Origin of the sequence: Ensifer sp. 4252 (assembly GCF_050434565.1) — a bacterium.
Taxonomy (GTDB): domain Bacteria; phylum Pseudomonadota; class Alphaproteobacteria; order Rhizobiales; family Rhizobiaceae; genus Ensifer.
Genome location: NZ_JBNDIU010000003.1, coordinates 273,690 through 286,954, shown reverse-complemented (window position 1 = coordinate 286,954; position 13,265 = coordinate 273,690). Strand labels below are relative to the sequence as shown.

11 protein-coding genes are annotated in these 13,265 nt (G+C 62.4%); 3 read left to right on the top strand and 8 right to left on the bottom strand.

Going from position 1 to position 13,265, the window contains the following annotated elements; genetic code table 11:
• Window positions 1–166: 166 nt before the first annotated feature.
• The 8 genes from ftsH to tolQ all read right to left on the bottom strand — a co-directional run bounded on the left by ftsH (window position 167) and on the right by tolQ (window position 9,167).
• The gene (ftsH, locus tag ABIE33_RS10355; protein ID WP_429124495.1) at window positions 167–2,110 is read right to left on the bottom strand and encodes an ATP-dependent zinc metalloprotease FtsH; all 1,944 of its coding nucleotides are present in this window, start codon (window positions 2,108–2,110) and stop codon (window positions 167–169) included.
• Between the two features lie 100 nt (window positions 2,111–2,210).
• Window positions 2,211–3,551 carry a tRNA lysidine(34) synthetase TilS gene (tilS, locus tag ABIE33_RS10350; RefSeq protein ID WP_429124493.1) on the bottom strand — a complete coding sequence of 447 codons (1,341 nt, stop codon included), beginning with the start codon at window positions 3,549–3,551 and terminating at the stop codon, window positions 2,211–2,213.
• The gene (gene ybgF, locus ABIE33_RS10345) at window positions 3,541–4,572 is read right to left on the bottom strand and encodes a tol-pal system protein YbgF (protein WP_429124491.1); all 1,032 of its coding nucleotides are present in this window, start codon (window positions 4,570–4,572) and stop codon (window positions 3,541–3,543) included. The genes tilS and ybgF overlap by 11 nt, the downstream gene beginning before the upstream one ends.
• Window positions 4,573–4,769: 197 nt before the next feature.
• Window positions 4,770–5,303, bottom strand: coding sequence for a peptidoglycan-associated lipoprotein Pal (pal, locus tag ABIE33_RS10340; RefSeq protein ID WP_429124489.1), 534 nt, complete (start codon window positions 5,301–5,303; stop codon window positions 4,770–4,772).
• Between the two features lie 182 nt (window positions 5,304–5,485).
• Entirely contained in the window at window positions 5,486–6,796 is a 1,311-nt protein-coding gene (gene tolB, locus ABIE33_RS10335; protein WP_429124487.1) for a Tol-Pal system beta propeller repeat protein TolB, read from the bottom strand.
• Window positions 6,797–6,875: 79 nt separating this feature from the next.
• A complete protein-coding gene (locus ABIE33_RS10330) occupies window positions 6,876–7,955 on the bottom strand; it encodes a hypothetical protein (RefSeq protein WP_429124726.1) in 1,080 nt (359 codons plus the stop codon).
• A 9-nt stretch (window positions 7,956–7,964) separates the two neighbouring features.
• Window positions 7,965–8,417: a protein TolR gene (gene tolR / locus ABIE33_RS10325; RefSeq protein WP_429124485.1), complete on the bottom strand. Its 453-nt coding sequence runs from the start codon at window positions 8,415–8,417 to the stop codon at window positions 7,965–7,967.
• Between the two features lie 27 nt (window positions 8,418–8,444).
• Window positions 8,445–9,167: a protein TolQ gene (gene tolQ, locus ABIE33_RS10320; protein WP_429124484.1), complete on the bottom strand. Its 723-nt coding sequence runs from the start codon at window positions 9,165–9,167 to the stop codon at window positions 8,445–8,447.
• A 309-nt stretch (window positions 9,168–9,476) separates the two neighbouring features.
• Between tolQ and ABIE33_RS10315 the strand changes: the two genes are divergently transcribed.
• The 3 genes from ABIE33_RS10315 to ligD are packed head-to-tail and all read left to right on the top strand — an operon-like array spanning window position 9,477 to window position 13,245.
• The gene (locus ABIE33_RS10315) at window positions 9,477–9,764 is read left to right on the top strand and encodes a hypothetical protein (RefSeq protein WP_429124482.1); all 288 of its coding nucleotides are present in this window, start codon (window positions 9,477–9,479) and stop codon (window positions 9,762–9,764) included.
• Window positions 9,764–10,612, top strand: coding sequence for a Ku protein (locus ABIE33_RS10310; protein ID WP_429124480.1), 849 nt, complete (start codon window positions 9,764–9,766; stop codon window positions 10,610–10,612). The genes ABIE33_RS10315 and ABIE33_RS10310 overlap by 1 nt, the downstream gene beginning before the upstream one ends.
• An 8-nt stretch (window positions 10,613–10,620) precedes the next feature.
• Window positions 10,621–13,245: a DNA ligase D gene (gene ligD / locus ABIE33_RS10305; RefSeq protein ID WP_429124478.1), complete on the top strand. Its 2,625-nt coding sequence runs from the start codon at window positions 10,621–10,623 to the stop codon at window positions 13,243–13,245.
• Window positions 13,246–13,265: the final 20 nt, after the last annotated feature.

The window sequence follows — 13,265 nt, the reverse complement described above, 5'->3', positions numbered from 1 at the left end:
GGCATTTCGTTTCTTCTTTGACATAAAACCAATGCAAACGGCAGCGACGATAGCATCAGAAATCATTACATCGCGTTACCAAGTGCAATCCTGCGCTTCGGCAACAGAAAGCCGCCGCACCCTCCGGCGCGGCGGCTTCTGAGATAAGCGTCTGAAACCAAAGCCGCTATTGCGGCTGCGGCTCCAACCCACCTTCGGATTCTTCGCCCTTGTTGCCCGACGAACCCTCTTTCTTCACTCCGGCCGAAGGCACGGCAGAGCCGCGGTGCGGCGGGGTGTCGTCGCCAAGGTCGCGCGCCGGCTTTTCGCCACGGATAAGCGCCTTGATCTCTTCGCCGGTCAGCGTTTCGTATTCGAGCAGGCCTTCCGCCAGAGCCACGAACTCGTGGTTCTTCTCGGTCAGGATGGTGCGCGCTGTTTCATAGGCTTCGTCGATCAGACGACGGATTTCGTTGTCGATCTTCTGGGCGGTCGCTTCCGAAACGTTCTTCTGCTGCGCCACCGAATGGCCAAGGAAGATTTCCTGCTGGTTCTCGCCATAGGAAACCTGACCGAGCTGGTCCGAGAAGCCCCACTGCGTCACCATCGCGCGAGCGAGCTTGGTCGCCTGCTCGATATCGGAGGATGCGCCGGAGGTGATGTTCTCCTTGCCGAACGTCAATTCTTCGGCGACGCGTCCGCCCATCATGATGGCAAGCCGCGAGACCATCCACTTGTAGCTCATGGAATAGCGGTCGCCTTCCGGCAGCTGCATCACCATGCCAAGCGCCCGTCCACGCGGAATGATCGTCGCCTTGTGCAGCGGATCGGCCGAGGGAACGTTCAGCGCCAGGATCGCGTGACCGGCTTCGTGATAGGCGGTCAGCTTCTTTTCGGCTTCGGTCATGGCGGAGGAGCGGCGCTCCGCACCCATCATGATCTTGTCCTTGGCGTCTTCGAACTCGAGCATGGTGACGACGCGCTTGTTGCGGCGCGCAGCCATCAGGGCAGCTTCGTTGACGAGGTTCATCAGGTCGGCGCCGGAGAAGCCGGGCGTGCCGCGGGCCAGAACCTTGAGGTCGACATTCGGCGCCAGCGGCACATTGCGAACGTGCACCTTGAGGATGCGTTCGCGGCCGTTGATGTCGGGGTTCGGCACGACGACCTGGCGGTCGAAACGACCCGGGCGCAGAAGGGCCGGATCAAGAACGTCGGGACGGTTGGTCGCCGCGATCAGAATGATGCCTTCATTGGCTTCGAAGCCATCCATCTCGACCAGCAACTGGTTCAGCGTCTGCTCACGTTCGTCGTTACCGCCGCCGAGACCGGCGCCACGATGGCGACCGACGGCGTCGATTTCGTCGATGAAGATGATGCAGGGCGCATTCTTCTTGGCCTGTTCGAACATGTCGCGCACGCGGCTCGCGCCGACGCCGACGAACATTTCGACGAAGTCCGAACCGGAGATGGTGAAGAACGGAACGTTGGCTTCGCCTGCGACCGAACGGGCAAGCAGCGTCTTACCGGTGCCGGGAGGGCCGACGAGCAGCACGCCGCGCGGAATGCGTCCGCCGAGCCGCTGGAACTTCTGCGGGTCGCGCAGGAATTCGACGATTTCTTCCAGGTCCTGCTTGGCTTCGTCGACACCGGCGACGTCGTCAAACGTGACGCGGCCGTGCGCTTCCGTCAGAAGCTTGGCCTTGGATTTGCCAAAGCCCATGGCGCCGCGCGACCCCCCCTGCATCTGGCGCATGAAGAACAGCCAGACGCCGAGGATCAACAGCATCGGGAGAAGCGTGCCGATATAGCTCAGGAACCCGGAAGAGCCGTCGGTTTCCGGACGAACCGTCACCGTCACGTCCTTGGCTTCCAGACGCTCGGTGAGCGCGGTGTCGACCGAAGGCGCATAGGTTTGGAACGTCGCGCCGCTTTCAGAATAGCTGCCGATGACCTTGGAGCCGGTGATCACGACTTCCTTGACGCGGCTCGCATCGACGTCCTTGAGGAACTGCGAGAACGGAATCTCGCGCGAGCCGGTGCGCTCGGTCGGCTGCTGAAACATGCTAAACAGCGCGATCAGCAAAAGCGCTATGATTGCCCAGAGGGCAAAATTACGAAAATTAGGGTTCATCGAACTCCCCGGAACCTGTCACGACCCGCACATTTCGCCGGGCCGCTTTCTTGCCCCTAACATAGGGTTCTGGCGACGCCTTGCCAAGGCAAACCGCCAACTACCGTTCCATTTCTGTCAACAGATCGTGAACCGGCGACCGAACATAGGGCTGACGCCCGAACAATCCGGCAATCATCTCCGCCATGATCAGGTCGAAACCCGGCAAAAAGGTGTCGTAGGGGCCAATGCGAGGCTCCACCTCGGCTTTCGCGACGCAATTGCTGTCTGTGGATACAACCCCAGGCGCGGAAACCGACGCCCGCCTGGCAACGCCCGGTGGCAGTCCTGCGGCAATAAGTCTCTCCTGTTGCAGCTCGCCATCGTTGGTGGCGCCGACCTGCACCATGCCATTTCCGACATTTCGAACCTCGAAACGGCCGTCCCAGATGCCGGCTTCGCCCGGCCGCAGCGTGAGAAGCGGCAGATCCCGCACCTCGCGATAGAGGTAAAGGCCGGTCGCGCGCATGTCGAACACCACGTGTCCCGCGGTCAGCCGCCCCGGTTCGCGCCGCCCGATAAACGCCATCAGTCGCGTGACAGTTTCCGCGGCCAACGGATGCGTCCGGCCACCAATGACACCAGCCATTGCCAGAAGCGCGCGGCGGCAATCGGCGTCGACGTATCCAGCGACAGCAGCGCCGGCAAAGCTCACGACCAGGTTTTCGTGAACGCGCGCATGAAGCTTCAGCCAGGCAGCGGCCTTCACCGACGAGCGTGCCCGAGACACGGCATCCCATGCGGCAGTCGTTTCGTCAGCCGTTTCGGCGAGGCGCTCGCGGGTCCGTACGCGCTCAAAGCGCATATTGACGTTGCTCGGATCGTCGAACCAGCCGACGCCCTCAGCGCTCAGAAAGGCGCGTATGTCGGCACGGCGAAGGCCGAGAAACGGACGCAACACCCAGAAACGCCTGTCGTAGAGCGTTGCGTCGGCCATTCCGGCGCCGCCGGGTCCCTGCCCGCGCTCGGACCGCATCCGGATCGTCTCACGCTGGTCGTCGAGCGTGTGCCCAGTGACAATGCAGGTCGCGCCGAGATCGTCGGCCGCGCTCGCCAGCAGCTCATAGCGTTTTTCGCGCGCGGCTGCCTGGATTCCCGCCACCGGCTTTTCGCCGTCCCAGCGTTTGACGATATGTGCAATGCCGAGGCTCGCACAGAAGTCGGCCATGGCCTGCGCTTCTTCGGCGGAGCCGGGTCTCAGGGCGTGGTCGACCGTGCAGGCCGCAAGTGAAAGGTCGGCGTCACCGGTTGCCTCGATCGCCCGGTGTAGGGCGAGAAGCAATCCTTTGGAATCGCTGCCGCCGGAGACGGCTGCAAGCAGTCGGGCAGGCCGATGGAAAGATAAAAGAAATCGTTTCGCCGTTTCGAGAACGGCCAGGTGCGCCGGGGTCTCAGCAGCCAAAGCGGCTTTGCTCGCTCGTCACCTTTGCGCGCACGGCCGGCGAGGCCTTCGGATAGCGCTTGTTCACCTCGCGCAACGTAGCGCAGGCGGTTTCCTTGTTATCCAGCGCGCCGAGCGACATGCCGAGCTTCAGCAGCATTTCCGGAGCCTTCGGCGATTTGGCGTGCGCCTGGTGCGCATTCAGGAACGTCTTGGCGGCATCGCTGTATTTGCCCTGCGAATACTGCGCCTCGCCCATCCAGAAGCTGGCATCGGCTGCTTTTTCGCCCTGCGGGAACACGTCGAGATAATCGCGGAACTCCTGCTCGGCGGTGCTGTAGTCGCCGGAAAGCACGTGTCCATAGGCCGACTGATAGAGGTCGCCGGGATTGTCGAGCGCTGCGGTCTGCTGATCAGTACCCGGATTGGCGTTGAGCCCGCCATTGCTGCCTGGAAGCGCGACACCGGGATCGACCCCGGGAGGCGTGGCGTTGGCGCCAGGCTGCGCGTCTGTCGTGGTCGAGATGGGATTGCCGCTCTCGTCGAAGACGATCTGTCCGAGCGTCGTCGGTGGCGCGGCACCGGTCGTGCCCTGATTGGCACCCGACGCGGCCATGCCGGTGCCGGGATCGACGGGCGCCATCGTCTGGCTATCCGTCACCTGAGGGGTGACGGACGCCTGATCGCTGGATTTCGGCGTCTGCAGTGCGCCGCTCTTCTTCGGGGAGGCCTTGCCGCTTTCCAGATCCTGGAAGCGGAACTCGTTGTCCTCCTGGAACTTCCGGATCTGCTCCTGCATCTGCAGAAGCTGGAAGCTCATTTCTTCGATACGCCCGTTGAGCGAGCGGATCTGTTCTTCAAGTTGGCCGACCCGTGTGGTTTCGGACGCTTGAACCCTCACGACGGGAAGACTGTGCGAGCCTGCCGTGTCGGCGTGTGTCGTTCGGGCTGCGAGCCCGGAAAGCGGCATGGCATTTGCTGTCTGGCCAAGGCCCGAAAGGGCCGCGAGACCAAGCAGTCCAGCCACGACAAATTTCTTCATTTCATTTGTCCTGTTCGAATACCGGTTTTCCCACCCTGGAATCGAGGCCCGCAATACATCTCGCCGATTCATCTGGATGATTGCCGCACAGTTTTCCAATTACCCTGAAAAAGCAACGGAGTTCGGCCAAAGTGTGGTAAAAAAGCAAAGGGCGGCACAAGGCCGCCCTTATAATTTAGCGATGCGTGATCGGAAGATCACATGCCGGCGCCACCGAGGACGGTGACTGCGCGGCGGTTCTGCGACCAGCACGAGATGTCGTCGCAAACCGCGACCGGCTTTTCCTTACCGTAGGAAATCGTCTTCAGGCGGTTGGCCGGAACGCCACGCGAGATCAGATAGTCCTTGGTGGAAGCGGCACGGCGAGCGCCGAGCGCCAGGTTGTATTCGCGGGTGCCGCGCTCGTCGGCATGGCCTTCGACAGTGACGGCGTAGTTCGGGTACTTGGCGAGCCACTGAGCCTGGCGGTCGAGTGTCTGCTGGGCGTCGGCACGGATCGAGGTCGAGTCCGTATCGAAGAAGATGCGGTCGCCGACGTTGACGGTGAAGTCCTGCTGCGAACCCGGCGTTGCGGAGCCCGCGCCGCCGAGACCAAGCTCGCCGGCGCTGCCCGGAAGGTTCTTCTTCGACGCGCAGCCAGCGATGGCAAGGGTCATGACAAGTGCGATCATGACCGGGTTGCGAGCGAGGGTCTGCATGCGGCCTGCGGCCGGGGTGTCAATTCGGCTCATGCGCCGGTCTCCTTGAGAAGTGTCTGAATTCACGGTTGCCAGACTGTAACCGGAAGCGGTTAATCGCTTTTCAACAGTTATGGTTAACAAATCGATAATTTAAGCTCGGCGCCTGCTAGACCAGCACTTTGCGGCGAGAAAGCGGCGTCGCTGCCACAATCCCCGCCGCAAAGGCGAGCCCACTATTCAAGCCGCGGCGACCAGGCCGGGTCGGAGGCAAAGCCCTGGGTCGGGACGGCCTGCTCGTTGTAACCGGTCAGGTCGATCGAGTAGAGCTGCGGTCCGCCGGCACCGGCGTTCTGGCGGAAAAACATCAGCACGCGGCCGTTCGGTGCCCAGGTCGGGCCTTCGTTGTGGAAGCCCGTGGTCAGGATGCGTTCGCCCGAACCGTCGGGCTTCATCACGCCGATCGAGAACTTGCCGCCCGACTGTTTGGTGAAAGCGATGAGGTCACCGCGCGGAGACCAGACCGGCGTCGAATAGGAGCCGTCGCCGAACGAAATGCGGCGCTGGCCGGAACCATCGGCGCCCATGACATAGATCTGCTGTCGGCCACCGCGGTCGCTTTCAAAGGCGATCTGGCCACCATCCGGCGAATAGGACGGCGCCGTATCGATCGCCGCCGTGCTGGTGAGGCGGGTCGTCGTGCGCGAGCGCAGGTCCATGGTGTAGATGTTGGCGTTGCCGTCCTGCTGCAGGCTCATGATGACGCGCTGGCCATCCGGTGAGAAGCGCGGCGAAAAGGTCATGCCCGGGAAGTTGCCGACCACTTCGCGCTGTCCGCTTTCCAGCTGCAGCAGGTAAACTCGCGGCTGCTGGTTTTCGAACGACATGTAGGTGACTTCCTGGCGGTTCGGCGAGAAGCGCGGCGTCAGAACGATGTCGTTGGAGTTGGTGAGCGCCCGCGGATTTGCGCCATCCTGGTCCATGATCGCGAGCTGACGCTTGCGGGCGGTCTTCGGGCCACTTTCGGCGACATAGACGACACGTGTATCGAAGTAACCCTTTTCGCCGGTGATCCGCTCATAGATCGCGTCCGCAATGATATGGGCAACACGACGCCAGTTTTCAGGCTGGGTGAAGAACTGCTGGCCGGTCATCTGCGAGCCGGCGAACGTATCCCAGAGCCGGAATTCTGCCTTCAGGCGGCCGTCGGCCTCCTGCGTCACGCGACCGGTGACAAGCGCCTGCGCGTTGATGACCTTCCAGTCCTCGAACCGCGGCGCGGCGTCGGGGTTGCTGATCTTTTCGATGAAGGCGCCCCTGTCGATCGGCGCAAACAGGCCCGAACGCTTGAGGTCGGCTGCGACCACGTCGGAGATCTTCTTGCCGAGTTCACCCTGCAGGAAGTCGGTGATCGCGATCGGCAACGGCTCGACGTTACCCTTGTTGATGTTGATTTCGACGACCGCGTTCGCCGGTGTCGCCGCCACAAAGGCGGCCAACAGACCCGCCGCCACCATCAGGGCGCGGAAAAAAGAGCTCTTGATCATAGAGACAAGCCTTTCAGCTTAGTACGAAGGGTTTGCAGGGTTGGTTTGCTATCCGGCATGGGTTCCAATCCCGGCAGCTCTAGAGTGCGAATTCCGAGGGGTCGAAGTTCAGCACGAGGGTATTCCATCCTTTTTCGCCGTCATATTTCTCAGGCGGCAGGTTCTGTAGTGGTGCCGAGCGCCGGAGCGCACGCAGCGTGCTGCTTTCCACGGCGCGTCGCGTTCCTTCGGGACCGCCCGTGGCGGTGACCTCGGGCGTGCCGACGATGTTGCCCGACGGATCCAATTGCACCCGGATCGACACGCGGACTTCCTCAACGCCGGTCAACCCGGCAATCAAGGACCAATTGCCCTGGATCTGGCCCTTCACACCGTCGATCTCGTTGGCGCTAAGGCCAACACCGATGGTCTTCTTGCCGCCCAGAGCCGCCTCTTGCGTCGAGCGCTTGGCGCCACCGGCAGAGGGATCCTGCCGGTTGAGCAGCGCGGCAATCTCATCGGCGTTGAACTTGCTTTCCTCCGTCGAGGCCGCCTTCTTCTGTTCCTTCGGCGTCTGCTCGTTCTTGCGGTCGGGCGTCTTTGCGGACTGTGCCGGCTTTTCGACCTTCGGCTTGGCCGCAGGGGTCGGCACCTTTTCGGGCAGCGCTTCGGCTTCCGGGTTTTCGGCCGGCTTTTCCTCAGCGGGCGCCGGTTCCGGCTTCGTCTCCGGCTTCACTTCCTGCTTGGGCTCCGGCAATGCCGCGACTTCGGTCGCCGGTTCGGAGGCGGGCTTACTCTCCTCGACCTTCTTGATTTCCTGCTCGACCGGATCTGGCGTCGGTTCGGGCTTCTCGTTCTTTTCCGGCGAGGCCGTGGCCTCGCTCTTCGACGGCTTGGCGTTCGGCGTCGGCGGCGTCTTCAGGTCCGTGTCGTTGTCGCCGATATTCTCGGCCGGCTGGTTCGTTTCCGGACGTTTGGTTGGAACCGGCGACGACGTCTCCTTCTTCGGTGCCTTCTTGTCGCCCTGCTGGACCTGGGTCATTTCCGAATAGGGGACAATGTCGACAGGCAAAGCCTCAACGTCGGCGACCTGGAAATCAGCCGGGCTGCCGAGCGAAACCATCGCCCAGGTCAGAACCAGAGCGTGCAGCAGACCAGATGTGGCGAGACTGCCCTTCATGGCCAAGGATCACTTTTCCTGTTCTTGCAGCGTCACGAGGCCGAGGTTCTTGAACCCTGCAGCCGAGACGCGTGCCATGACCTTCATCACCGTGCCGTAGTCGGCGTTGGTGTCGCCGCGGACATAGATGCGTTCGTTGTAGCCGGTGGTGGCGATTGCCTCGAGCTTCGGCACGACCTCGTCGATCGCGATCGGCGTTTCCTGGAGGAAGATCTCGCCGGCCGGGTTGACCGAAACGGTGATCGGCTGCGTATCGGAATTGAGCGCCTTGGCCTGCGTTTCCGGCAGGTCGATCGGCACACCGACCGTCATCATCGGGGCGGCGACCATGAAGATGATCAGCAGCACCAGCATCACGTCCACGAACGGCGTGACGTTGATTTCGCTCATGATCGCTTTCTTGCCGCCGCGGCGACGACGACCGCCGCCCGACCCCTTGGCTCCGCCAACCGACATACCCATCAGCGTGGTCTCCGTGCTCTCTGGCGATTATTGCGCGGCCTGACGCGGGCTCTGCAGCTTCTCGTCGATCTGCCGCGACAGGATCGCGGAAAACTCGTCGGCGAAGGCTTCCATGCGCGCCGACAGCTTGCCGGCGTCGGCGGAAAACTTGTTGTAGGCGATAACGGCAGGGATAGCGGCGAGCAGGCCGATGGCCGTTGCCAGCAGCGCTTCGGCGATACCCGGCGCCACGACCGCGAGGTTGGTCGACTTCGAACCGGCGATGGCCTGGAACGAGGTCATGATGCCGACGACGGTACCGAAGAGGCCGATGAAGGGGGCAGCAGAGCCGATGGTCGCGAGCGAGCCGAGGCGCGCTTCCAGCGATTCCGATTCACGGGCAAGCGTCACGTCCATGGCGCGGTCGATACGCATCTGCAGACCGATCGGCGAACGCGCGCCGCGCTCGAAACTCTTCTTCCATTCGCGCATCGCAGAGACGAAGATCGCGCCCATGCCGGCCGTCTGGCGGTCGGAGAGCGTGCGATACAGCTCTTCCAGCGACTGGCCCGACCAGAACACCTGCTCGAAACCGTCGAGCTGGCGACGGACGCGACCGTAGTTCAGCGTCTTGTCGACGACGATCGCCCATGTCCAGACCGAAGCTGCAATCAGCCCCAGCATAACCAGCTTTACGACAAAGCCCGCTTGCATGAACAGCGACCAGAGGGTCACATCGTGCGTAGCAGCGGCCAATCCAACCTGTTCCATCGTTTTCAGTCCCCGAATCCAAACACCCGGCAAGAGCGGCTCATGCTCGTGACCGGGTAGCCCAAACGTCCTGTTGCAAGAATGCCCCGGCGCCGCCGCTGGTCGCACCATCGCGACCTTTATTAGCTTATGGTTGCCTTCTTGCCGTCAATTTTGGTCAAAGGATGACGTGCACTGCACAAATCCTGATGGGCTGATTAAGACACCATTATGGTTAAGGGAGTGTTACCGTGACTGTGTCTTTCCGGCCGCACCTTGGGACCGCAGCCACGTCTCGGAACTTCCCTCGCCCGCCGGCGTTTTCTCGCCATGACCACGCAAACGACACGACATCGCGACCGGCGGTCCGCCCCGCAGCACTTCGATCAGCGCGATCGCCTGATCCTGGCGCTCTACGCGCAGTTGAAGGCTGAGCGCGAAACGCGCGCCGCCCTGGAGGAAGCGCTCGCCAACGGCGTGCTGTCCAGCGAGGTGCTGCAGGCAATCATCTCCGATCCGATCCCTGCCATCACCAGCGAAGACATCGCCGGCATCGAGCAAGCCCTCGCCCAGGACGCTCGTGCGTCCGGCGCCAAACCGCTGAACGGAGAACGATGATGCCTTCCCGCGCGCTCTGGAAGGGCCAGCTTCGCCTTTCCCTCGTCTCGATCCCCGTCGAGCTTTTCAGCGCCACCCGCTCGGGCGGCAACGTCTCGTTCCGCCAGATCCATGAACCATCGGGCAAGCCGGTGCACTACGAAAAGGTCGTCGACGGCATCGGGCCTGTAGACACCGACGATATCGTCAAGGGTTTTGAGTACGAGTCCGGCAAATACGTGCTGCTCGAGCCGAAGGAAGTGGATACGATCAAGCTGGAGACGAAGAAGACGCTGGAACTCGTCCAGTTCGTCGGAGCCTGCGACATTTCGCCGATCTATTTCGACAAGCCCTATTACCTCGTGCCGACCGACGATCTCGCCGAAGACGCCTATCGTGTCGTGCGCGATGCCCTGCGCGCCGCCTCCAAGGTCGGGCTCGGCCAGCTGACGCTGCGCGGCCGCGAATATCTCGTCGCCGTCAAACCCTGCGGCGACGGCCTCCTGCTCGAAACGCTGCACTACGCCGACGAGTTGCGCAAGGCCGACCCGATGTTCTCGGGCCTGTCGGGCAAGAAGGCGGACAAGGAGCTACTTGATGTCGCGACTGCACTGATCGACCGCAAGACAGCGCCATTCGATGCGGCGGCCTTCAAGGACAACTACACCGCCGCGCTGAAGGATCTGGTCAAGCGCAAGATGAAGGGCAAGACCACGACCGTCTCGGTGAACGAGGACGAGCGGCCGTCACGCGGCGGCGACAATGTCGTCGACCTGATGTCCGCCCTTAAGAAAAGCCTCGAAGGCAGCAGCGGCAAGAAGCCGGCCGCAAAACCGGCGTCGACCTCCCGCCGACGCAAGTCCGCGTGAGGTGACCGATGGCCACCCGCCAGAACCCGCTTTCCGATTACAACCGGCGCCGCGATTTTTCCAGGACGCGTGAACCCGAGGGCAAAGCGGCACCTGCCCGCAAGGGCCAGAAGCGGTTCCTCGTGCAGAAGCATGACGCGACGCGGCTGCACTACGATTTCCGGCTGGAATGGGGCGGTGTTTTGAAGAGCTGGGCGGTGACGCGCGGACCGAGCCTCAATCCCGAGGATAAGCGGCTGGCGGTGCGCACCGAGGACCACCCGATGGCCTATGGCGATTTCGAGGGCACCATCCCGGAAAAGCAGTATGGCGGCGGCACCGTCATGTTGTGGGACACCGGCTGGTGGGAACCCGACAACGATCCGGAAGAAGGGCTGCAGGAAGGCAAGTTGAAGTTCCACCTGCACGGCGAGCGCATGCAGGGCGGCTGGGCGCTGGTGCGCATGCGGCCCCGGCCAGGGGAAAAGCGCGAAAACTGGTTGCTGATCAAGGAAACCGACGACATCGCGTCCGACGAAGGCGAGAGCCTGATCGAGGACAATACGACCAGTGTCTTCACAGGTCGCACCATGATGGAGATCGCCGCCGGAAAGGGCGAAGGCAAGAAACACGTCTGGCAGTCCAAAAAGAGCGCAGCCGCCAATGTCAAGGCTGGGGCAATCGCCGAAGAAGCCCCGAGCCCGAAGACGCGCAAGCGATCAGGAAAACCGCCGCGCTTCCAAAAGCCGCAACTTGCCACCCTGGTTGCGGAGGCGCCCGATGGCGACGATTGGCTGAACGAGATGAAGTTCGATGGGTACCGGCTGCTGGTGGCCGTCGGTGGTGGCGAGGCCCGATGTTATACGCGCACCGGTCTCGATTGGACCGAGAAGTTTCACGCGATTGCCAACACGCTGGCAGAACTCGACTGCAACTCGGCGCTGATCGACGGCGAGGCGGTGGCGGTCTCCGATAAAGGCTCGTCGTTTTCCGCCTTGCAGAAGGCCTTGAAACACGGCGGCGACACACGCTTCTACGCCTTCGATCTCCTAGAGCTGAACGGTCGTGACTTGCGCAAGAAACCGCTCATCGAACGAAAGAGCGAGCTGAAAGCATTGCTCGACGCCATGGGGCCGAAAGGCACGGTGCAATATAGCGAGCACGTGCGCGGCAAGGGCGCCAAGGTCCTGGCTGCCATGTGCAAATCCGGGCAGGAAGGCATCATCGCCAAGCAGGCGGACGCCCCCTACCAGAACCGGCGCACGCGCAGCTGGCTGAAGATCAAATGCACGAAACGCCAGGAATTCGTGATCGGCGGCTATTCGCCCTCATCGAAGAAGGGACGCGCCTTCGCCTCCCTGCTTGTTGGCACATTCGAGGATGACAAGCTTGTCTATCAGGGCCGGGTCGGCACCGGTTTCGATGAAGCGCGAATGGAAGAGCTTTCAGACGCCTTCGCCAAACGCCGGCGCAAGACGCCGCCGTTTACCTCCGTGCCGGACGAGATCGCCCGCGACGCGATCTGGCTGACACCGGATCTGGTGGCCGAGGTCGATTTCGCCGAATTCACCGACGACGGACACATTCGACACGGCGCTTTCGAAGGGTTGCGCCGCGACAAGGAGGCCAAAGCCGTGACACTGGAAAGACCGAAGGCGTCGAAAGAGTCCAAACCCGGCACGAAGAATGCACCGGACAAAGCAGTGCGTGCCTCGGGCGGCACACAGCGTGCACCGGGCAAAACGCCGCGCGCGGCGACTGCGGACGACACCGTTCTCGGCGTTCGCATCACCCATCCGGAGCGCGAGCTGTTCGAGGGAGAGAGCATCACCAAGCTCGATCTCGCCCGCTACTACGCCGTCGTGGCGGAAAAGATGCTGCCCTTTGCCAGCGATCACCTGCTGTCGCTGATGCGTTGCCCACAGGGCGGACGCGGCCAATGCTTCTACCAGAAACATGCCAGCGAGGGTTTTCCTGGCGAAATCCATGAGACGCCGGTGAAGGAATCCTCCGGCGATACCGAGAACTACATGTATGTGCGCGATGCCAAGGGCCTCGTTGCGGCGGTGCAGATGGGAACGCTGGAATTTCACATCTGGGGATCGCCCGTCGACAAGCTGGAGACGCCGGATCGGCTGGTTTTCGATCTCGACCCCGACCCGAGCGTCGATTTTACGACCGTCAAGAAGGCCGCATTGAGCCTTCGCGACGCGCTGGATAAGATCGGCCTGCAATCGGTTCCGATGGTTACCGGCGGCAAGGGCGTGCATGTCATTGTTCCGCTGGCGCCGCGCGCACCATGGGACGATGCCAAGCGCTTCGCCAAGGCCTTTGCCCAGTGCTTCGCCGACCGCGATCCGGACAATTTCATTGCCACCATGTCGAAGGCGAAGCGCAAGGGCAGGATCTTCATCGACTGGCTGAGGAACGAGCGCGGCGCCACCGCGATCGCCCCCTATTCCACCCGGGCCCGTGCCGGCGGACCGGTCGCAACGCCGGTCAGTTGGAGCGAGCTTTCCGATCTCGATGCGGCCAACAGCTTCCATGTCGCCGATATCCTCGAGCGCATAGAAAGCGGTGCGGAACCCTGGGCCGAACTTGGCGGCACCAAGCAGTCCCTGACCAGGAAGATACTGGACGCGCTGCCCGAGTAAGCGGCTAGGCTCGTTTTTGA